The sequence below is a fragment of the Streptomyces sp. TLI_146 genome (assembly GCF_002846415.1).
In the GTDB taxonomy this organism is placed as follows: Bacteria; Actinomycetota; Actinomycetes; order Streptomycetales; family Streptomycetaceae; genus Streptomyces.
The window spans coordinates 3,235,101-3,255,105 of sequence record NZ_PJMX01000001.1 but is presented as its reverse complement, the minus strand read 5'-3'; the positions used below and the strand labels follow the sequence as shown (position 1 = coordinate 3,255,105).

The window sequence follows — 20,005 nt, the reverse complement described above, 5'->3', positions numbered from 1 at the left end:
GGGGCGCGGGGAACTGCGCGCGCAACCCGCCACCGGGCCGCAGGCGAACGCGAAACCCTATTCGCCCTTGGCCGACACCAAGCCCTGAAGCCGGTTGATCACGACCACCGGCCCCCGCCCCACCGCCGGCACCACCGCCGCGTCGTCCGACACCCGCTCCTTCGTCACGGTGGACCGGGCCTCGCCCGTCATCAGCGCACGGACATCCGCGTTGATGTTCAGACGCACCCCCTTCGCCGCAGTCTGCCGCTCGAAGTGGCGCGTGCCGAAGAAGACGAGCGCGCCCCCCTCCCGCGTCCGCAGCCCGAGCGGTGCGAAGTCGCCGCCGTTCAGCGGCTGGTCCACGTACTGGGTGGACAGCCCGGGCAGTACCGCGTTCTTCTTGCGCTCCTCGCGCCAGAGCGTGGTGTGCGGGCCGGGTGCGAACGTCTCGGGGCGGCCGGTGCGCAGATACGCCACGTACTGCTCGCTCAGATCCTTCGGCGCCACCGCCAGCCCCGCCTCGTCCGGCCGTACCGGCTCGGCGAAGCCGTCCTTGTCGGCCGTGAAGACCGGGACGTCCTTGGGGGCAAGGACCGAGAGGTGGGCGACCTTCCAGACGTCGCCGGCCCCGCCGCGTACGAACACCAGCAGCCAGCGCGTGTCGTCCGGGCCGGAGTCCTTGTCGCGGTTGGAGTCGGTGTCGGCCACGAACCAGCGCGGCCAGCCCGCCTTCCGGGGTATCGCGAACTTCGCGTCCGTCAGCTCCAGCGGCACATGCTGCGGGTTGCCACCCGGGTTGGTGACGTGCCGGGCCTTCAGGCCCGCCTGGTTGACCGCCCCGAGCGGACCGGTGACCCGGCCCGCGTCGAGGGCCGGGTCGAAGGCCTTGTCGGCCTTGTTGTACGCGTCCGTGAAGTCCCTGAGCGCCTGTGCGGCCTCAGCCCTGGTCGCCGACGGTACTACTTCCCGCTCGCCGTGCACCGTCACGCAGCCGCTCGCCGTCACCGTCAGTACGGTCACCGCCGCGAGCGCCGCCGTCAGCCGACTCACCCTGCTCATGGACTGCCTTCTGCCCCTCGTCCTTCTTGGCCGCCACCGTGGGAGCGGAGCTCCTCACGGACTTCGCGAACCCTACCGGGGCGAAGAACAGTGCGAGCGTGGGGATGAGGTACAGCGCCCACACCGTGACCTGAAGGACCGTCGGGTCGGGCTGGAAGTTGAGGACGCCCTTGAGGACCGTGCCGTACCAGCTGTCCGGCGGGATCGTGGAGCTGATGTCGAACGCCAGGTTCTTGATGCCCGGGACGAAGTCGGCTTCCTGCAGGTCGTGCACGCCGTACGCGAGGACGCCCGCCGCCACCACGACCAGCATCGCGCCGGTCCAGGTGAAGAACTTCGCCAGGTTGATCTTCAGCGCGCCCCGGTAGAAGAGCCAGCCCAGGAACACCGCGGTGGCGAGCCCGAGGAGCGCGCCGATCAGCGGGTCGGTGTTGCCGCTGTCGGACCCGGCCGCGTGCACCGACGTCCAGACGAACAGCGAGGTCTCCAGGCCCTCCCGGCCCACCGCCAGGAAGGCGGTCGCGACCAGGGCGCCGGTGCCGAGCCGCAGCGCCGCGTCCAGCTTGCCCTGGAGCTCGGACTTCAGGAACCGCGCGGTGCGCCGCATCCAGAAGACCATCCAGGTCACCAGGCAGACCGCGACGACCGACAGCGAGCCGCCGAGCGCCTCCTGCGCCTTGAACGTCATCTCCTGCGAGCCGAACTCCAGGCCCGCGCCGAAGCCCAGCGCCACCAGGACGGCGACGGAGATGCCGATCCAGATCGGCCGCAGCGCCTCGCGGTGACCCGTCTTGACCAGGTACGCGACGAGGATGCAGACGACCAGACTGGCTTCAAGACCCTCGCGCAGGCCGATCAGGTAATTGCCGAACATTAGTTTCCCCTCAGCCCTCGGCCGATCAGCTGAACAGTGCCCGGCCCCACCAGTCGTCCTTGTCGCGGACGCCCGGCGGGACGGCGAAAATCGCCGAACTCACGTGCTGGATGTACTCGTTGAGCGCGTCGTTGCGCGCCAGGCTGCGCTGTACCGGCAGGAAGCCCTTGCGGACGTCGCGCTGGTAGGCGAGGAAGAAGAGCCCCGCGTCGAGACGGCCGAGGCCGTCCGTGCCGTCCGTGAAGGAGTAGCCGCGGCGCAGGATCGTCGCCCCGTCGTTGGAGTCCGGGTGCGCCAGGCGCACGTGCGCGTCCGGCTTCATCGCCTTCAGGAACGGCTCGTCGCGCTCCTTGGCCTTGCCGACCGGGGCGCCCTCGCCCTTGTCGCGCCCGAAGACGTCCTCCTGCTCCTGGAGGCCGGTGCGGTCCCAGGTCTCGATGTGCATCCGGATGCGGCGGGCCACCAGATAGGAGCCGCCGGTCATCCAGGGCGAGCCGTCCTTGTCGCCGACCCAGACGTGCTTGGCCAGGGCGGCGGTGTCGGTGCCCGAGACGTTCCGGGTGCCGTCCTTGAAGCCCATCATGTTGCGCGGGGTCTGGGCGTCCGGCGTCGTCGAGGACGTCTTGCCGAAGCCCAGCTGCGACCAGCGGATGGCGGTCTTGCCCATGCCGATCCGGGCCAGGTTGCGGATCGCGTGCACCGCCACCTGCGGGTCGTCCGCGCACGCCTGGACGCACAGATCGCCGTCGCTGCGGGCGGGATCGAGGTTGTCGCCGGGGAACTTCGGGATGTCGACCAGCGCCTCCGGCCGCTTGCCCTCCAGGCCGAAGCGGCCCTTGGCGAACAGCGAGGGGCCGAAGCCGATCGTCAGGGTGAGCCGGGACGGCTTGAGGCCGAGCGCCTCGCCCGTGTCGTCCGGCGGCGCCTCCGCGAGGCCGCCATAGGCGCCCTCGCCGACCGTCTGGCCCGCGGTCATCCGCGCGGCCGCGGCCGTCCAGTCCTTGAGGAGCTTGATCAGCTCGCCGCGGTCCTTGGTGGTCACGTCGAACGCGGCGAAGTGCAGCCGGTCCTGGACCGCGGTCGCGATACCGGCCTGGTGGGCGCCGTAGAACGGCACGGCCGCGCCGGTCTCGGCGGCGGGCACCGCGTCGTCGCCGTCACCGCGCACCGCGGCGACGGCACCGCCGGCCGCGGCGGCGCCGAGCGCCAGGCCCGCACCGCCCCAGCCGAGCAGGGAACGGCGGGACGGGGCCGAGGACGTGGCGCCCCCGGCGGCGTCGGTGGTGCCGGCGCCGGCGTCGGTCGTGTCGCTCATGGCGGATTCCCTCCTGTTCTGTCTGCGTGCGGTGTTACTTGGCGACGGCGGCGGCGAGCTTGGAGAGCGGCTCGCTGAGCGCGTTCACGCCGTCGGACAGCTGCTTGCGGTCGCCCTCGCCGACCTTGTCGTACGAGGTGAACTCGTAGGAGTTCTTGTCGGTGCGGTACTTGTCGAGCTGGGCCTCGATCGCCGTGAACTGCTTGTCGAGCTCGGCGGTCAGCGCCGGGTCGTTCTTCGAGGCGACCGGCTTGAGCAGCTCGTACGCCTTCTGGGCACCCTCGACGTTGGCCTTGAAGTCGACCAGGTCGGTGTGGCTGTAGCGCTCTTCCTCGCCGGTGACCTTGCCGGTGGCGACCTCGTCCAGAAGCTCCTTGGCGCCGTTGGCCATGGAGGTCGGGGTGATCTCGGCGGTGCCGACGCGCTTCTGCCAGTCGGCGATGTCCGTGGAGAGCTGGACGCCCAGCTTCTTCTCCTCGTCGCCGATCTTCCCGTCCTTCCACAGCGCCTTCTCCAGGCGGTGCCAGCCGGTCCAGGTCTGGCCCTTCTCCAGGCCGTCCTCGCGCACGTCCGTCTTCGGGTCGATGTCGCCGAAGGACTCCGCGACCGGCTCGGTGCGCTCCCAGCCGATGCGCGAGGGCGCGTACGCCTTCTTCGCGCCCTCGACGTCACCGGCGGCGATCGCGTCGGTGAAGGTCTTCAGCTTGGGCAGGGTCTCGTCGGCCTGCTGCTGCACATAGGTGCGGTAGGCGGCGACGGCCGCGTCCAGCTTCGGGTCGCGCTTGGGGGTCTGGGCGCCGCCGGTGACGGTGACCTTCTGGCGGATGCCGTTGCCCTTCATGCCGGGCTTGCAGGCGACCTCGTAGGAGCCGGCCTTCACCTCGGCGGTGAGGTTCTGCTTGGTGCCCGGGCCGATGTTCTCGCGCTCGGCGACGATCCGGTCGTCCGGGAAGAGCAGATAGACCTCGGTGATCTTGGAGCCCTTGTTCTCGATGGCGAACTGCACGTGGCCGGCCGCGAACTCCGTCTTCGACAGCTTGCAGGCGTCGTCGGAGGCGGTGACCTGGATGGCACCGTCGGCGCTCTTGGAGTCGCTCTTCGACGAGCAGCCCGTGACGGCGGCCAGCGCCGCGACGGTCGTGGCGGCGGTGACTACGGAGAGACGGACGGCTCGCATGCGGGCTCCACACTGGTTTCGGTCAGGGGGGTGAGGCGGACCTAACTTAACCGAGGCTTACCTGACCGATACCCATCGGGTCAGTGATTCAGCTCTCACCTCCTGCCGCCTCCCGGCCGTCGATAACAGGCCAATCACAGGAAAGCCATGGTCAGGTCAAGGAACGGTCAAGCAGCGCTGCGTGGACCATGATCCAGCAGTTTCGCCCCGGGCTCACACGCCTGCGCTTGGCTGATTTCTTGCGCCCCCGCACGCTTCTTTGCGCCCCCGTGACTCCGTACGGGCTCCCGTTTGGGCACCACCAGCGGAACCCCGGTCTCCGGGTGCGGGAAGACCTCCACCGGCTGCCGGTAGACCCGGCTCAGCAGCTCCTCGCGGAACACCTCGGCGGGCGCCCCCTCGGCCGCCACCGCCCCGGCGTGCAGCACGGCGACCCGGTCCGCGTACGCCGCCGCGAGCCCCAGGTCGTGCAGGACCACCACCACGGCGTCCCCCGCCCCGGCCCGCTCCCGGCACAGCCTGAGCACCAGCTCCTGGTGGCGCAGGTCGAGCGCGGCGGTCGGCTCGTCGAGCAGCAGCACCGGGGCGCGCTGGGCCAGCACCCGGGCCAGCGCCACCCGGGCGCGCTCGCCGCCGGAGAGTGCGGCGTAGGGGCGGTCGGCGAAGGGGGCCACCTCGGTGGCCGCCATGGCCGCCGCGACCACCACGTCGTCTGTGTCCTCTGCGTCCGTCCCGCCGACCCCGGCCCAGGGCGCCCGGCCCATCCGGACCACCTCCTCGACGGGGAAGGGGAAGGAGAGCGCGGCGGACTGGGGGAGCACCGCGCGGCGCAGCGCCAGGTCGCCCGGGGACCAGTCGGCGAGCGGCCGCCCGGCGATCAGCACCTTGCCCCCGCAGCCGGCGACGTCCCCGGCGAGCGCCCCCAGCAGAGTCGACTTGCCCGCGCCGTTCGGCCCCACCAGCGCGAGCACCTCCCCGGCGCGGGCCCGCACGGACACCCCGTCGAGCACGGTCCGCCCGCCGAGCCGCACCCGCAGCCCGCACGCCTCGGCCAGAATCTCGCCGGGGGCTGCGGGACCGGGCACGCTCCTGCGGCGCGCCGCCGTGAACCGTACGAACCTCATGCCCAACCACCTTGTCCACGACGGGTCCTGCGCAGCAGCCAGAAGAAGAACGGGCTGCCGATGAGCGCGGTGAGCACGCCGAGGGGGAGTTCGGCGGGCGCGGCGGCGGTCCGGGCCGCGAGGTCGCCCGCGACCAGTACGACCGCCCCGCCGAGCGCGCTCGCGGGCACCAGGAACCGGTGCCCCGGCCCGGCCGCCATCCGCAGCAGATGCGGCACGAGCAGCCCGACGAAGGTGATCACCCCCGCCACCGCGACGGCCGCCGCCGTCAGCAGCGCGATCACCAGGACCAGTACGATCCGCAGCCGCTCCACGTCCACACCCAGATGCCTGGCCGGGCGCTCGCCGAGCGCGAGCAGGTCCAGCCTGCGGGCGTAGAAGGGAGCGATGGCCAGGCCGGCCGCCGCGCAGGGCAGCACGGCCAGCACCTTGGGCCAGGTGGCCTGGGCGAGCGAACCGAGCTGCCAGAACGTGATCTGGGAGAGCTGCGCGCTGTCCGCGAAGAAGACGAACAGGCCGATGAGCGCGCCCGCGAAGGCGTTCACGGCGATGCCCGTGAGGATCAGGGTGACCACTTCCGTACGGCCGCCCGAGCGGGACAGGAGGTAGACGAGCAGGACGGTGACGAGCCCGGCGGCGAACGCGCAGAGCGTCACGGTCCAGTTGCCCAGGAAGTCAAGCCCGAGCGCGATCGAGCCGGCCGCGCCGACCGCCGCGCCCGACGAGATCCCGATGACGCCGGGTTCGGCGAGCGGATTGCCGAAGACGCCTTGGGCGAGTGCCCCCGCGCACCCGAGCGAGGCCCCGACGAGCAGGGCGAGGACGACCCGGGGCAGTCGTACGTTCCAGAGCACACTCTCGCCGACCCGGTCGAGCGGATGCCCGCCGAGTCCTACCCGGTGGCGGACCGAGACGAGCACGTCGGAGAGGGGGATGTGGTACGCCCCGAGCCCGGCGGAGAGCAGGGCGAGCACGAGCAGGGCGACGGCCAGGGCGAGAGTGAGGGTCCAAGTAGCGGTGGACCGGCGGGCCTTGGCGACGGGCTCGCGCACCTCGGCGGGAGCCGCTTCGATCGGGGAGGCCGTCACTTGCTGCCCTGGTACAGCTGGTTCACGAGCGACTTCAGGACCTGGTCGGTGCGGGGGCCGTAGTTGAGGAGCACGCCGTCGTCGACGGAGACGATCCGGCGGTCGAGCCCGGCCGGGGTCTGGGCGACGCCCGGGATCTTCAGCAGCCCGTCGACCCCGCCCACCGAGGCGAGCCCCTTGCGCATCACGAGGAGGGCGTCGGGTGCGGCTTTCACCAGGGCCTCGCTGGTGAGCGGGGTGAAGTCCTTGCGCAGCCCCGACTCCGCGCCCGCGTCGACCGCGCCCGCCGCCTCCAGGAGCGAGGGCGCGCCCGACTCGGCGCCGCCGAGCAGATAGACGGCGGCCGAGCCGCGCAGATAGAGGAAGGCGACGCGCGGCTTGCTGCCGTCCGGCGCGGCCGGAACGCCCTCGCGCACGGCCGAGATCCGCTGCTCGGTCCGGGCGACGAGTTTCCGGCCCGCCCCCGGTACGCCCAGGGCCCCGGCCACGGTCGTGATGCGGCGGCCCACGTCGGCAAGGCTCTTGGCGGGGGCGACCACGACAAGGGGGATCCCGGCGGCGCGGATCTGGCCGATCGCCTCCGCCGGTCCGGTCTCCGTGTCGGCGAGGACGAGCGTCGGCTTCAGGGAGAGCACGCTCTCGGCCGAGATGTCGTGGGCGCGGGTCACCACCGGCAGTTTCGCGGCCTGTTCGAAGGTGGCGGTGATGTCGCGGGCGACGACGTGCCCGCCCAGGCCGAGCGAGAAGACGATCTCGCTGAGCGAGCCGGTGAGCGGCACGACCCGGTCGGCGGAGGCCACTTCGACGCGTCGGCCGTCCGCCGAGTCGACCGTGGCGGGCAGGTGCGGCGCCGCGATGTCCCGGGCGGCGAGCGGTTCGGCGCGGTCGACCGGGGCGGCGGGGGCGGGCCCGTCGCCTTTCGCGCCGCTGGTGCCGCAGCCCGTGAGGGCGAGTACGGAGATCAGCGCGCCCGTGAGCAGTCGTGTCGTGCGGGTCGTTCGCACCGGTGCACCGTCCTGTCGTCTGCGGATGGATCGAGGGTGTGGCCTATTGGCCAGGGGTTAGCTTAGGTTAGCCTTACCTAAGTCGCCAGCCCTTGAAGGGGTTCGTCATGCTGCCGTCCCGCTCCCTCGTGTCCGCCCTGCTCGCGGCGGTCCTCGGCGCCCTGCTCGTCCCGGTGGGCCCGGCGCACGCGGCCGACCGGACCGTGCACGGCGGCAGGCTCGACTGGGGCATCCGGTCCTCCTTCCAGAGTTACGTCACCGGTCCGGTGGCGCACGGGAGTTGGCGGCTGCTCGGCGGGGCCGCCACGGTCGGGACCGGCCGGTTCCGGTTCCACTCGGCGGCGGGCTCGTACGACCCCGGCGGCGGGGCGCTGGAAGCGGCCTTCTCCGGCGGGGTCCGGTTCACCGGGCACCCCGGGGCCGACGGCTCGTACGCGCTCGACCTGACCATCGCCCGCCCCGCCGTCCGTATCTCCGGCGGCCGGGGCACCCTCTACGCCGACATGACCAGCCGGGCGAAGGGCACCGGCAAGGTCACCACGGCACGCCAAGTGCCGCTGGCCGCGCTGTCCCTGGGCGGCATCGACATGCGGGGCGGCGGTTCGCCCGTGGCGCTCACCGACGTGCCCGCGACGCTGACCTCGCAGGGGGCCGCGGCCTTCGCCGGGTACTACCCGGCCGGGACGGCGCTCGACCCGGTGAGCCTGTCGGTGGACACGCCGACGCCCTCGGCGACTTCGTCCCCCGCCCCCTCCAGGAGCGCGAGCGCCGGTTTCGTGGACGCGGCCGTCGACTGGGGGGTGCGCCGGACCTTCCGGGAGTACGTCACGGGGCCGGTCGCCCGGGGCGGCTGGACGCTGTCGGGCGGGGCCCAGGACGGCGGCGCGCTGTTCAGGTTCCCGCGCGGGCACGGCTCGTACGACGACGAGAAGGGCACGCTCGATGCCTCGTTCGCGGGCGCCGTCCGGTTCACGGGCGCCCACTTCGCGCTCACCCTCGACCGGATCGCGGTCGAGGTCGCGGACGGCCGGGGCACGCTCTCCTCGGCCGGGCGCCCCCTGATCACCTTCCCGGCGGGCCGACTCGCCCCGCGCGACGGCCTGGTGGCCGTCTCCGAGGCGCCCGCGACGCTGACGGCTGCGGGGGCGAAGGTGTTCGGCGGGATGTACCCGGCGGGGACCGTCATGGACCCGGTGTCGCTCGCCGTGGCGGTGGAGGGGGCGGCTCGGCTGCCGGCGCTGCCGGATGTGGGGAGCGGGGGGTCGGCCGCGCCGTCGCTTTCGCCCTCTTCGCCCTCGCCGGTTGCCCGACCGGAGGCCGCCGCCGCCTCGGCCTCGTCGGATCACGGGCCGTTGTACCTCGGGCTCGTGGGGGCGGGGTTGGTCGCCGCGGCGGCGATCGGGTTCGCGGTGCGTCGTTCTTCGACTGCGGGCCGCCGTGGGCCGGTCGCGCAGTTCCCCGCGCCCCTGAAGGGCTCCGGGGATGCGAGGGGCGGCCCTGCACGGCCTGAAGGCGACGGCGCTCGGGAACAGGGGGCCGCGCCCGCGACGCCCACCACGACAGCCGACCCCGAAACCGCATCCGCCACGCCCCCGGCTCCCCCCAGGACCGACTGACCGACTGACCAGCCCACCTCTCCCTCCATCTACCAAGGAGCCACTCGACCATGCCCGTCACTTCCCCCCGTCTCTCCCGCTCCACCGCCCGTACGACGGCCATCGCCGTCGTCTGTGCGGCCAGTGCTGCCACGGTGTTGTCCGTCGTCCCCGCCCGCGCCGCTTCGAAAGTCGAGTTGAAGGGGGCCACGCTCGACTGGGGGTTCAAGGACAGCTTCCGCCGGTATGTCGGGGCGGGGGGCATCACGGTCGCGGACGGTGCCCAGCAGGCCGCCGGGAACGGCGTGTTCACATTCGTGGACGGCACCGGGGCGTACGACACCTCCACGCACGCCAGTGCCACCGCCTTCAAGGGGAGCGTCCGGTTCTCGGCGCACGGCGGTGTCCTCGACATCAAACTGTCCGACCTGAAGGTGACGACGACCACCACGACCGGCGTCATCACCGCCGACGTGACCACCAAGGACGGCGGCAAGGACAGGACCACCGACGACGTGCCGCTCGCCGACCTCGACCTGTCGCGGGTGAAGCCGTCGCAGGGCGCCGCGATGACCTTCAAGGACATCCCGGCCACGCTCACCGAGCAGGGCGCCGCCGCGTTCAACGGCAACTACAAGAAGGGGGAGAAGCTGGACCCGGCGACGCTGACGTTCCCGATGGGCGGCGGCGCCCCGACCCCGACCGAGCCGACCCCGACCAAGCCCACTCCCACGAAGCCCGCCCCCGCCAAGCCGACCCCCACCAAGCCCGCCACCCCCACCCCCGCCTCCGACAAAGTCGTGAAGGCCCAGCTCAGCTGGGGGATCAAGCAGTCGTGGCGCGCGTACATCGCAGGTGGCGGCAACACTGCCGTCTCCGAGGGCGCCACCGCCTCCAAGGATTCCTTCGGGTTCCCGCTCGACAAGGGTGAGTTGAAGGCCGACGCCCGCAAAGTGAACGCCTCCTTCCGGGGCGACGTCCGCTTCACCTACGCGGCCCACGGCAACCTCGACATCGCCTTCGGCGCCGTACGGATAGCGGCGTCCGGCGCCAAGGGTGCCTTGTACGTCGACGTCACCACGCCCCAAGGGGTCAAGCGGAACGTCGAGTTCGCCTCCCTCGACCTCTCCCGGGCCGACTTCACGGCCCGCAAGGACGTGGTGCGGCTGAGCGCCGTACCGGCGGCCTTCACCGCCGACGGCGCCGCCGTCTTCGCCCGGCCCGGCGAGCAGTCCCCGTACAAGGCGGGGGAGGCCATCGACCCCGTCACCGTCGCGCTGGGGCTGAGCGAGAGCGCGGACCTGGACGCCACCGGTGACACGGCGACGACGAGCGGCGGCGGTACGGCCGGTGGAACTGGCACCTCCGGCACCTCCGGGGCCGCCGCCACCGTCGGCGGGAACCTCGGCGGGAACGTCGGAGGCTCGACCACCGGCGCCACCCTCGCCGCCACCGGCTCCTCCGCCCCGACCGGGCCGCTCCTCGGCGCGGCGGGCGCGCTCGCGGTGACGGGGGCGGCCGCCGTGTACGCGGCCCGCCGCCGGACCGCCCTCGGCCGCGCCTGACCCCGACCCGCACCGCAGGGCCGCACCCTTTGCGAAGGGTGCGGCCCTGCGGCCGTCGCGGGTGTTGTTGAATGCCGGGGTGACGGAAAACGGCGTACCCGGCGTGCTCATCGACGTACTCAGGGTCTTCTGCGGCCCCGACGGCCGCCACGGCAACGCCCTCGGCGTGGTGCGCGAGGGCTCCGCGCTGCCCGACGAGGCGGCCCGGCAGGCGCTGGCCAAGGAACTCGGCTTCAGCGAGACGGTGTTCGTGGACGACCCCGAGCGGGGCGCCGTCGACATCTACACGCCCGGCCTGCGGCTCCCCTTCGCGGGGCATCCCTTGGTCGGGACGGCGTGGCTGCTCGACATCGACGTACTGGAACTGGCCGTGGGCGACGTCTTCGCGCGCCAGGACGGCGAGTTCACCTGGATCACCGCCCGCGCGGAGTGGGCCCCGCCGCGCACCCTGCGGCAGTACGCCTCGGCCGCCGAGGTGGAGGCGCTTCAGGTGCCGGAGCCGGGGGAGTGGGTGTACGCCTGGGGCTGGGAGGACGAGGCCGCGGGCCGCGTCCGGGCCAGGGCGTTCCCGGGCCGGGGCGACGGAATCGACGAGGACGAGGCAACGGGCGCGGCGGCCCTCCTCCTCACGGCCCAATTGGGCCGAGCCTTGAACATCACCCAGGGCAAGGGCTCCCAACTCCTCACGGCCCCGGGCCCGGACGACACGATCGAGCTGGGCGGCAGGGTAACCCTGGCCCGCACGCTAAGTGGCGCACGCTGACACACCGGGCACCCACCCCCCTCCAGGGCCGCAGGCTGACACCCCGGCCACCCCCGGCCCCCCAGGGGCGCGGGGAACTGCGCGACCAGCCACGACGCACCCGCAGACGAACACCGGGCAGAAAAGGGGCGCGGGGAACTGCGCGACCAGCCACGACGGCGCCGCAGACGAACACCGGGCCCCGCCAAGCGCTACGCGCTGAGCGGAAACTCCTCCCCCAGCTCCCGAAACACCGCCGTGTTCAGCGAGAACGCCCGCCGACACTCCTCCACCACCCGCTGCTTCTCCAGATCGTCCACATCCACCGCATCCAGCAACTCCCGATACCCCCGCTTGAAAGCGGCCGGGTTCGGGATCGACTCGAAGACGTAGAACCGCACGCCGTCGCCCTTCCGGGCGAACCCCCACGTCTTCTCCGCCCGGTCACGGATGATCTGCCCCCCGGAGAGATCCCCGAGGTACCGCGTGTAGTGGTGCGCCACATACCCGGCGGGCCACGTCACCGCACACTCGCGCACCCGGGCCGCATAGGCCCGGGTCGAGGGGAGCGGCACAGCGCCCCGCTGCCACCCCGCGCCCCGCAGATGCGTCAGATCCCGCTCCAGCGAAGCCGTACGCATCAGCTCGGGCCGTATGAACGGCCCCGCCACGGGGTCGTTCCGCAACGCGCCCGCGCCCTCCTCCAGGGCCTGGTACACGAACCACAGCTGCTCGGTGTACCGGGCGTACGCCTCGACGCCGAGTCGCCCGCCGAGCAGGGCGCTCATGAAGCCGGAGTTCTCCGCCTCGGTGTGCTGTTCGTGCGACGCCGTGCGGATGAGGGTGGAGAAGGGCGTGTCCAAGGCGTGCCTCCGGAGACCGAGGGGGTACGGGAACCAGCACTGATCGGCACGGCACGGCACAGCGGCAGCACCGATCCCGCTACTTAGGCTCACCTAACTACTTAGGCTTACCTAAGTCAACTGGTTCCCGACGGCCTGTCGGTAAACATGTACCCCCGGAGACGGGGAATCGATCACGGCAGCGTGAGGATTTCCGCGCCCGTCTCCGTCACCACCAGCGTGTGCTCGAACTGGGCCGTCCGCTTGCGGTCGCGGGTGACGACCGTCCAGCCGTCCTCCCACATGTCGTACTCGTGCGTCCCCAGCGTCAGCATCGGCTCGATGGTGAAGGTCATCCCCGGCTTGATCACGGTGGTGGCGTGCGGCGCGTCGTAATGCGGCACGATCAGGCCGGAGTGGAAGGCCGTGCTGATGCCGTGCCCGGTGAAGTCGCGCACGACGCCGTAGCCGAACCGCTTGGCGTACGACTCGATGACACGGCCGATGATGTTGATCTGACGGCCGGGCTTGACGGCCTTGATGGCGCGGTTGAGCGACTCCCGGGTCCGCTCGACCAGGAGCTTCGACTCCTCGTCGACGTCGCCGCAGAAGTACGTGGCGTTGTTGTCGCCGTGGACGCCGCCGATGTACGCGGTGACGTCGAGGTTCACGATGTCGCCGTCGTTCAGCACGGTGGAGTCCGGGATCCCGTGGCAGATGACCTCGTTGACCGAGCTGCACAGGGACTTCGGGAAGCCCCGGTACCCGAGCGTCGAGGGGTACGCGCCGTGGTCGCACATGTACTCGTGCGCGACCCGGTCGAGCTCGTCGGTGGTCACGCCGGGCGCGATGAGCTTGGCGGCCTCCTCCATCGCGCGGGCGGCGATACGGCCCGCGACCCGCATGAGCTCAATCGTTTCGGCGGTCTGCACCTCGGGACCGGTGTACGGCGTGGGCATGGGCTTCCCGACGTACTCGGGGCGTCGGATGTTCCCCGGGACGGAGCGGGTGGGAGAGAGCTCCCCTGGTACGAGCAGCGACTGGGCGGACATGCCGGCGAGTCTATCGAGCCGCGTTGGGGCAGCATGGTCGAGAAGGTCCGAGCACGGGCCGAGGAAGGAGCCTCCGTATGGCCCTGTTCAAGAAGCGCACGGCCGGCAAGGCGGGCGAGTGGTACTACTGCCTGGTTCATCAGAAGGTCGAGGAGGGCCCGGAGTGCCCGGCGAAGGACCGCTTCGGTCCGTACGAGTCCCGCGAGGAGGCGCAGCACGCGATGGAGACCGCGCAGGAGCGGAATCTGGAGTGGGACACGGATCCGAAGTGGCACGACAAGGCCTCCGGCCAGGAGGACTGAGGGGCCCCTCGTGCCCCGGGTCGGCCTGCGGCCCGTGCCACTCGCTGCGCGTTCGTCTGCGGGCCGTCCCCAACTGGTCGCGCAGTTCCCCGCGCCCCTAAAAGCGCCCCTTCGGGACGCTCAGGGGATTGCCGCGCAGCGGCATTCTCAGGGGCGCGGGGAACTGCGCGAGCAACCGGCCACCGGCCCGCAGACAAACGACGGCCCCTTCAGGGGCGCGGGGAACTGCGCGGCCAGCCACCCACGGTCCGCAGATGTGACGGGGCCCGGGGCGAAGCCCCGCAGGCGGCTACCACCGGGCCGGCGGCGGGGCCGTCAGATGGTCCGCCAAGCGGGACAGCCGGTCACGGAACCCCCGCCGCCCCCGCTGCACCGGCCCCCCGTTCTCCCCCACCGCCGCGCTCACCAGATGCTGCACCGTGTCCAGGTCCACCTCCGCGCCCGGCGGCACCGTCAGTGACTCGTGGACCAGGCCCCGCACCTCCGGGTCGCCCCCGTCGAGCGCCAGGACCCGCGCCCCGGCCCGCCGGGCGTCGTGGACCCGCTCCAGCAGGCCGCCGTCGGGCCGCTCCGGTGCCACCACGAGCAGCGTCTCGCCCCGTCCGGCCGCCGCGAGGCGTCCGAGCCCCACGGACAGGTGCGGGCCGCGGCCCGGCTCGACCCGGTGGCGTACGAGCGTGGGGGTGAGCTCGGGGACCCCCGACCACGCGGCCTCGTCGGTGAGGTGCGCCGCCAGGTGCCACGGCTCGTACGCCTCGGTGCCCACCAGCAGCAGCCCGCCGCCGTTCGGCACCACCGACCCCCGCAGCACCCCCGCGAACCGGCGGGTGCCCCGCAGCCACTCGGTCCCCGCGAGGACTTCCCGCAACAGTGCGACGCGTACGGCATCCATGGCCCGGCATCCTGCCGCACCGCGCGCCCCGGCGGGCCGCAACGGTCACTCCTCACCCGAACGGGAGCAGGCGCACCAGGGGTCTACCTGCCGGTAGGGCGCGGCGTAAGGTCGGCTCCATGACTTCGACTGACAGCGCCGCGAACACCCCGAAGCCCGCCGCCAAGGACCCCTGGGACCTGCCCGACGTCTCCGGGCTTGTCGTCGGCGTGCTCGGTGGCACCGGCGACCAGGGCCGCGGGCTCGCCTACCGGCTGGCCCGGGCGGGCCAGAAGGTGATCATCGGCTCGCGGGCCGCCGAGCGGGCCCGGGCCGCCGCCGACGAGCTGGGCCTCGGGGTGGAGGGCGCGGACAACGCCGAGTGCGCGCGCCGCAGCGACATCGTGATCGTCGCGGTGCCGTGGGACGGGCACGCCAAGACGCTGGAGGCGCTGCGCGAGGAGCTCGCGGGCAAGCTGGTCGTCGACTGCGTCAACCCGCTGGGCTTCGACAAGAAGGGCGCGTACGCCCTCAAGCCCGAGGAGGGCAGCGCCGCCGAGCAGGCCGCCGCCCTGCTGCCGGACTCGCGGGTCACCGCCGCCTTCCACCACCTCTCGGCGGTGCTCCTCCAGGACGCCTCCATCGAGGAGATCGACACCGATGTGATGGTGCTCGGCGAGAGCCGTGCTGACACCGACCTGGTGCAGGCGCTGGCCGCCCGGATCCCGGGGATGCGGGGTGTCTTCGCGGGGCGGCTGCGCAATGCCCACCAGGTGGAGTCGCTGGTCGCCAACCTGATCTCGGTGAACCGCCGCTACAAGGCGCACGCCGGGCTGCGTGTGACCGACGTGTAGCTCCGGCCGGGGCATGGGGGACACTGGACGGGCATCAGCGCCGTACCCGGACAGGAGCCGACCCCCATGCCCCGCCTCGCTCTGTACGCCCTCGTCGTCTGCGCCCTCGCGGTCGCCGCCGCTGTGGTCTCCTTCGTCCAGGGCAACTGGACCGGCGTCGTCTGGATCCTGCTCGCCGGGCTCTCCTCCAACATGGCCTGGTACTACCTGCGCAAGGCGAAGGCCGACGCGCGGCGGGCCGCCGCCGTCAGCCGGTGAGCGACGGGATGTCCGGGGTGCCCTGCCAGAAGCGGTAGAGGCGCTGGCCCCAGTAGGTGTCCCACTCGGTGACGCCGAGCCCGCGCAGGATCGAGTGGATGGCGTCGAAGAACACGTTGTTCACCGACGGCAGCCACAGGAACGCGAAGACCGCGAGCAGCCCGAAGGGCGCGAACGGCTCGATCTGGCGGCGGATGCCGTGCGACAGCCACGGCTCGATCACCCCGTACCCGTCGAGGCCCGGGACCGGCAGGAAGTTCAGGATCGCCGCCGTCACCTGGAGCAGCGCCAGGAACGCCAGCGCGTACCGGAACCCGGCGGGGACGCCGTCCAGCGCGTGCAGCCAGAACGGGGCCGTGCAGACCACCGCGAACAGCACGTTGGTGAGCGGGCCCGCCGCCGCGATCAGGCTGTGCTTCCAGCGGCCCCGGATCCGGCCGTGCTCGATGAAGACGGCGCCGCCGGGCAGACCGATGCCGCCCATGATCACGAAGATGACCGGCAGCACGATCGACAGCATCGCGTGCGTGTACTTCAGCGGGTTGAGCGTCAGATAGCCCTTGGCGCCCACCGAGATGTCGCCGCCGTGCAGCGCGGTGCGGGCGTGCGCGTACTCGTGCAGGCACAGGGAGACGACCCAGGCGCCCGTCACGAAGAGGAAGACGGCGAAGCCCGGCGCGTTCGAGAACCCCGTCCACACCGCCCATCCGGCGACCGCGGTGACGGCGGCGATCCCCAGGAAGACCGGGCTGATCCTCCGGTCGCTGCGGCGCGAGGTGGCGGTGGCCATGTGCGGGGCTCCCGGGGGTGGGGGTGCGGTCGGACGGCCCCGACCGTACAGGTGATACCCCGAGAACGTCCGGCGATCCCGTACGAGTTCCACCCCTGGCCACCGGCGCTTGGCCGGGAGTTGGCGGGCGGGGGCACGGGGGCGGCGCACGTCGCGGAGAATGGGGCCGTGCGCTACCGGATTATCGGCCCCACCCAGCTGTTGAACCCCGACGGAACGGCGGTCGCCGTCGGCGGGGCGCGGCTGCGCGCCCTGTTGACGGTGCTCGCCCTGCGCCCCGGCCGTACGGTCCCGGTCGGCCTCCTCGTCGACGAGGTGTGGAACGGCGAGCCGCCCGCCGACGCGGCCGGTGCGCTCCAGGCGCTGGTCGGGCGGCTGCGGCGGGCGGTGGGGCACACCGCGATCGCCTCGGTGGAGGGCGGCGGCTACCGCCTGGACGCCGAGCCGGACGACATCGACCTGTACCGCTTCGAGCGGCTGGCCGGGGACGGGAGCCGCGCCCTGGAGCAGGGCGACCCGGCGAAGGCCCTGACCCGGCTCGACGACGCCCTCGCGCTGTGGACCGGGCCCGTCCTGGCCGACCTGCCCGACCGGGCGGCCGAGGCGGCCCGCTGGGAGGCCCGCCGCCTCGACGCCCGCCGGGCCCGCCTCGCCGCGGCCCTGGCGCTCGGCCGGGCCGACGAGGCGCTGCCCGAACTGGCCGCGCTCTGCGCCGCCCACCCGCTCGACGAGCCGCTGCACGCCCTGCGCATCCGCGCCCTGCGCGCGGCGGGCCGCACGGCCGAGGCCCTCGCCGCGTACGAGGACGTGCGCCGCACCCTGGCCGACCGCCTCGGCGCCGACCCGGGCCCCGAACTGCGGGCGCTGCACGAGGAGTTGCTGCGCACGCCGGACGCGCCCGCCGCCGAGCCGCCCCCCGCCCGCCCCGCCGCCCGCGGCAACCTGCGCGCGCGGCTCACCTCCTTCGTAGGGCGCGAGGCCGACATCGAGGCGATCCGGGGCGACCTGGGCGGCGCCCGTCTGGTGACGCTGCTCGGGCCCGGCGGGGCCGGGAAGACCCGGCTCTCCCAGGAGGCCGCCGAGGCCGTGGGCGCGGCCGGGGACGGCTGGCCCGACGGGGTGTGGCTGGCCGAGCTCGCCCCGGTCGCCGACCCGGCGGCCGTGCCCGCCGCCGTCCTCACCTCGGTCGGCGCGCGCGAGACCGTGCTGCACGGCGCCGGCGCCGAGGAGCTGCGGGCCGCCGACCGCGCCGGCGGCGACCCGCTCGTCCACCTCGCCGCGCACTGCGAGCGCCGCCGGATGCTGCTGCTCCTGGACAACTGCGAGCATGTCGTCGACGCCGCCGCCGGGCTCGCGGAGTATCTGCTGGCGCGCTGCCCGGGGCTGACCATCCTGGCCACCAGCCGGGAGCCGCTGGGCGTGCCGGGCGAGGTGGTGCGGCCGGTGGAGCCGCTGCCGGGGCCGGTGGCGCTGCGGCTGCTCGCGGACCGGGGCGCGGCGGCCCGGCCGGGCTTCCGGGTGGAGGACGACCCGGGGGCGGCCGCCGAGATCTGCCGCCGCCTGGACGGACTGCCGCTGGCGGTGGAGCTCGCCGCCGCCCGCCTCCGCATGTTGACGCCCCGTCAGATCGCGGACCGGCTCGACGACCGGTTCCGCCTGCTGACCAGCGGCAGCCGGACCGTACTGCCGCGCCAGCAGACCCTGCGCGCGGTCGTCGACTGGTCCTGGGACCTGCTGGAGGAACCGGAGCGCACGGTCCTGCGCCGCCTCTCCGTCTTCGCGGGCGGCTGCGTCCTGGCGGCGGCGGAGGAGGTCTGCGCGGACGGCCCGGCCGGTGTCGCCGCCGCCGACGTCGCCCCGCTGCTCGGCTCCCTCGTCGACAAGTCGCTGGTCGTCGCCGCGCCCGGGGACGGCGGCGAGATGCGCTACCGGCTCCTGGAGACCGTCGCCGAGTACGCGGGAGAGCGGCTCGACGACGCCGGGGACCGGGGCGCCACCGAGCGCCGCCACCTCGTGCACTACCGGGAGCTGGCCCGGACCACCGACCCGCGGCTGCGCGGCCGCGGCCAGCGCGCCGCGGTCGAGCTCCTGGAGCGGGAGTACGAGAACCTGCGCACCGCGCTGCGCCGGGCCGTCGACCTCGCCGACGAGCAGGAGGTGCTGTGCATGGTGCACGCGCTGGGCTCGTACTGGCACATGCGCGATCTGCGCGGCGAGTCCCGCCACTGGTCCCAGGCGGCCGCGGACCTCGGCCCCGACCCGTTCGCGCCGCCCGCCGAGCCCGCGCCGCCGGTCCACTCGCGCTGCACCGACAGCCCGCCGCCGATGGAGCCCGAGGTGCTCCAGGAGGCGCGGCGCGGGGTGCGGCTGTTCCTGCTCGCCTCCATGGACCACACCGCCGACAACTGGACGACGCCTCAGGCGCGGGAGTATCTGCGCGCCATCGTGGGCGTCTACCGGCCGGGGCTGCCGCAGACCTGCCGGATGCCCGGCGCGCTCTGGTTCTTCCCGGTGATCCTGGTCAGCGACTCCGGCAAGCTCAAGGAACTCCTCGACGCGACCGTGCTGGCCTGTGAGGAGCTCGGTTACGAGTGGGAGCTCGCCAACGCCCTCCAGATGCGGGCCAACGTCCTCGCCAACCGCAGCGACTGGGCCGGTGAGGCGACCCGCGACGCCGACGCGGGCCTCGCCATCTTCCGGCGCCTCGGCGACGACTGGGGCGCCGCCGAGGCGCTCTCCGCGCGCGGAGAGGCCCGGGAGCGGCGCGGCCAGTACGCGCTGGCGGCCGAGGACTACGCCGAGGCCGTGCGGTATGCCGAACGGCTCGGCGCCCAGGCGCAGGTCTCGCTCCTGAAGGCGCGCCTGGCGTCGGTGCTGATCGAGACCGGCGAGGGCGAGCGCGGCGAGGCGATGCTGCGCGAGATCCTCGCCGCGGGCCGCCAGGCGGGGTACGAGGCGCAGCCCGCCGCCCGGCTGTTCCTGTCGATGTGGCTGGGCCGCACCGACCGGATCCCGGAGGCGCGGGAGCAGATCGTGCTGATGCTGGAGGAGTTCAAGTCGAGCAATCTCTCGCTCTTCGAGGGCTTCGTGCTCGGCATCCGGGCCTGGCTGGAGAACCTGGAGGGCGCCTACGCCAAGGGCCTGGCGGACGCCCGCGCCGCGCTGGCCCGGGCCGTGGAGCCGATGTCCCAGATGGTCGCGCCCCAGATGATCCCGGTGCATCTGCTCTCCGTCGCCTGGTCGTGGGCGGGTCTCACACAGCCGGGCAGCGGGACCGCCGCCGACGCCGCGCGCCTGGTCGGCGCGCACGACGCCCTGATGCCGTCGGTCCACTTCGCCACGCCCATGGAGGTGGAGCAGCGGGCGAAGGTGGAGGCGCTGGTCCGCTCACGTCTCGACGGCGCCGCCTACGACGCCGCGTACGCCGAGGGCGGCGGCCTCTCCCTGGAGGAGGCCGCCGCCCTGGCACAACGCGAACGGGACTGATGTCAGATCTGGCGAACCGTCAACA

Annotated in this window: 18 protein-coding genes; 7 read left to right on the top strand and 11 right to left on the bottom strand. The window is 73.2% G+C overall.

Going from position 1 to position 20,005, the window contains the following annotated elements:
• Positions 1–57 precede the first annotated feature (57 nt).
• The 7 genes from BX283_RS14790 to BX283_RS14760 all read right to left on the bottom strand — a co-directional run bounded on the left by BX283_RS14790 (position 58) and on the right by BX283_RS14760 (position 7,650).
• Positions 58–1,032, bottom strand: a complete 975-nt coding sequence (locus BX283_RS14790; protein WP_101388092.1) for a hypothetical protein — start codon at positions 1,030–1,032, stop codon at positions 58–60.
• The gene (gene efeU, locus BX283_RS14785) at positions 920–1,915 is read right to left on the bottom strand and encodes an iron uptake transporter permease EfeU (RefSeq protein WP_101388091.1); all 996 of its coding nucleotides are present in this window, start codon (positions 1,913–1,915) and stop codon (positions 920–922) included. Before efeU ends, BX283_RS14790 begins: the two co-directional genes overlap by 113 nt.
• A gap of 25 nt (positions 1,916–1,940) precedes the next feature.
• Complete coding sequence (gene efeB, locus BX283_RS14780) at positions 1,941–3,230, bottom strand: iron uptake transporter deferrochelatase/peroxidase subunit (protein ID WP_101388090.1); 1,290 nt, start codon at positions 3,228–3,230, stop codon at positions 1,941–1,943.
• Between the two features lie 34 nt (positions 3,231–3,264).
• Complete coding sequence (efeO, locus tag BX283_RS14775) at positions 3,265–4,407, bottom strand: iron uptake system protein EfeO (RefSeq protein WP_101388089.1); 1,143 nt, start codon at positions 4,405–4,407, stop codon at positions 3,265–3,267.
• A gap of 167 nt (positions 4,408–4,574) precedes the next feature.
• On the bottom strand, positions 4,575–5,531 hold the full coding sequence (locus BX283_RS14770; protein ID WP_101388088.1) for a heme ABC transporter ATP-binding protein: 957 nt from the start codon (positions 5,529–5,531) through the stop codon (positions 4,575–4,577).
• Entirely contained in the window at positions 5,528–6,583 is a 1,056-nt protein-coding gene (locus BX283_RS14765; RefSeq protein ID WP_257584298.1) for an iron ABC transporter permease, read from the bottom strand. The genes BX283_RS14770 and BX283_RS14765 overlap by 4 nt, the downstream gene beginning before the upstream one ends.
• A gap of 32 nt (positions 6,584–6,615) precedes the next feature.
• Entirely contained in the window at positions 6,616–7,650 is a 1,035-nt protein-coding gene (locus tag BX283_RS14760; RefSeq protein ID WP_101388086.1) for an ABC transporter substrate-binding protein, read from the bottom strand.
• Positions 7,651–7,730: 80 nt separating this feature from the next.
• Here BX283_RS14760 and BX283_RS14755 point away from each other — a divergent pair, with 80 nt between their 5' ends.
• The 3 genes from BX283_RS14755 to BX283_RS14745 all read left to right on the top strand — a co-directional run bounded on the left by BX283_RS14755 (position 7,731) and on the right by BX283_RS14745 (position 11,546).
• Complete coding sequence (locus tag BX283_RS14755; protein ID WP_101388085.1) at positions 7,731–9,239, top strand: HtaA domain-containing protein; 1,509 nt, start codon at positions 7,731–7,733, stop codon at positions 9,237–9,239.
• A gap of 50 nt (positions 9,240–9,289) precedes the next feature.
• On the top strand, positions 9,290–10,783 hold the full coding sequence (locus tag BX283_RS14750; RefSeq protein ID WP_101388084.1) for an HtaA domain-containing protein: 1,494 nt from the start codon (positions 9,290–9,292) through the stop codon (positions 10,781–10,783).
• A 79-nt stretch (positions 10,784–10,862) separates the two neighbouring features.
• Positions 10,863–11,546, top strand: coding sequence for a PhzF family phenazine biosynthesis protein (locus tag BX283_RS14745; protein WP_101388083.1), 684 nt, complete (start codon positions 10,863–10,865; stop codon positions 11,544–11,546).
• A gap of 191 nt (positions 11,547–11,737) precedes the next feature.
• On the opposite strand, the gene BX283_RS14740 is transcribed toward BX283_RS14745, so the two are convergent.
• Complete coding sequence (locus BX283_RS14740; protein WP_101392340.1) at positions 11,738–12,388, bottom strand: heme oxygenase (biliverdin-producing); 651 nt, start codon at positions 12,386–12,388, stop codon at positions 11,738–11,740.
• A 173-nt stretch (positions 12,389–12,561) separates the two neighbouring features.
• Positions 12,562–13,419 carry a type I methionyl aminopeptidase gene (gene map / locus BX283_RS14735; RefSeq protein WP_101388082.1) on the bottom strand — a complete coding sequence of 286 codons (858 nt, stop codon included), beginning with the start codon at positions 13,417–13,419 and terminating at the stop codon, positions 12,562–12,564.
• Positions 13,420–13,496: 77 nt separating this feature from the next.
• Here map and BX283_RS14730 point away from each other — a divergent pair, with 77 nt between their 5' ends.
• A complete protein-coding gene (locus BX283_RS14730) occupies positions 13,497–13,721 on the top strand; it encodes a hypothetical protein (protein WP_101388081.1) in 225 nt (74 codons plus the stop codon).
• 289 nt (positions 13,722–14,010) lie between these two features.
• Here the strand turns inward: BX283_RS14730 and BX283_RS14725 are convergent, their stop codons facing one another.
• A complete protein-coding gene (locus tag BX283_RS14725; protein WP_101388080.1) occupies positions 14,011–14,613 on the bottom strand; it encodes a hypothetical protein in 603 nt (200 codons plus the stop codon).
• Positions 14,614–14,732: 119 nt separating this feature from the next.
• Between BX283_RS14725 and npdG the strand changes: the two genes are divergently transcribed.
• Positions 14,733–15,446, top strand: a complete 714-nt coding sequence (gene npdG, locus BX283_RS14720; protein ID WP_101388079.1) for an NADPH-dependent F420 reductase — start codon at positions 14,733–14,735, stop codon at positions 15,444–15,446.
• A 66-nt stretch (positions 15,447–15,512) separates the two neighbouring features.
• A complete protein-coding gene (locus BX283_RS14715; RefSeq protein ID WP_101388078.1) occupies positions 15,513–15,704 on the top strand; it encodes a hypothetical protein in 192 nt (63 codons plus the stop codon).
• Here the strand turns inward: BX283_RS14715 and BX283_RS14710 are convergent.
• The gene (locus BX283_RS14710) at positions 15,694–16,494 is read right to left on the bottom strand and encodes a site-2 protease family protein (protein WP_101388077.1); all 801 of its coding nucleotides are present in this window, start codon (positions 16,492–16,494) and stop codon (positions 15,694–15,696) included. The two genes, BX283_RS14715 and BX283_RS14710, sit on opposite strands and share 11 nt — an antisense overlap.
• 168 nt (positions 16,495–16,662) lie before the next feature.
• Between BX283_RS14710 and BX283_RS14705 the strand changes: the two genes are divergently transcribed.
• The gene (locus tag BX283_RS14705; RefSeq protein WP_101388076.1) at positions 16,663–19,980 is read left to right on the top strand and encodes a BTAD domain-containing putative transcriptional regulator; all 3,318 of its coding nucleotides are present in this window, start codon (positions 16,663–16,665) and stop codon (positions 19,978–19,980) included.
• The last annotated feature ends 25 nt before the right edge of the window (positions 19,981–20,005 follow it).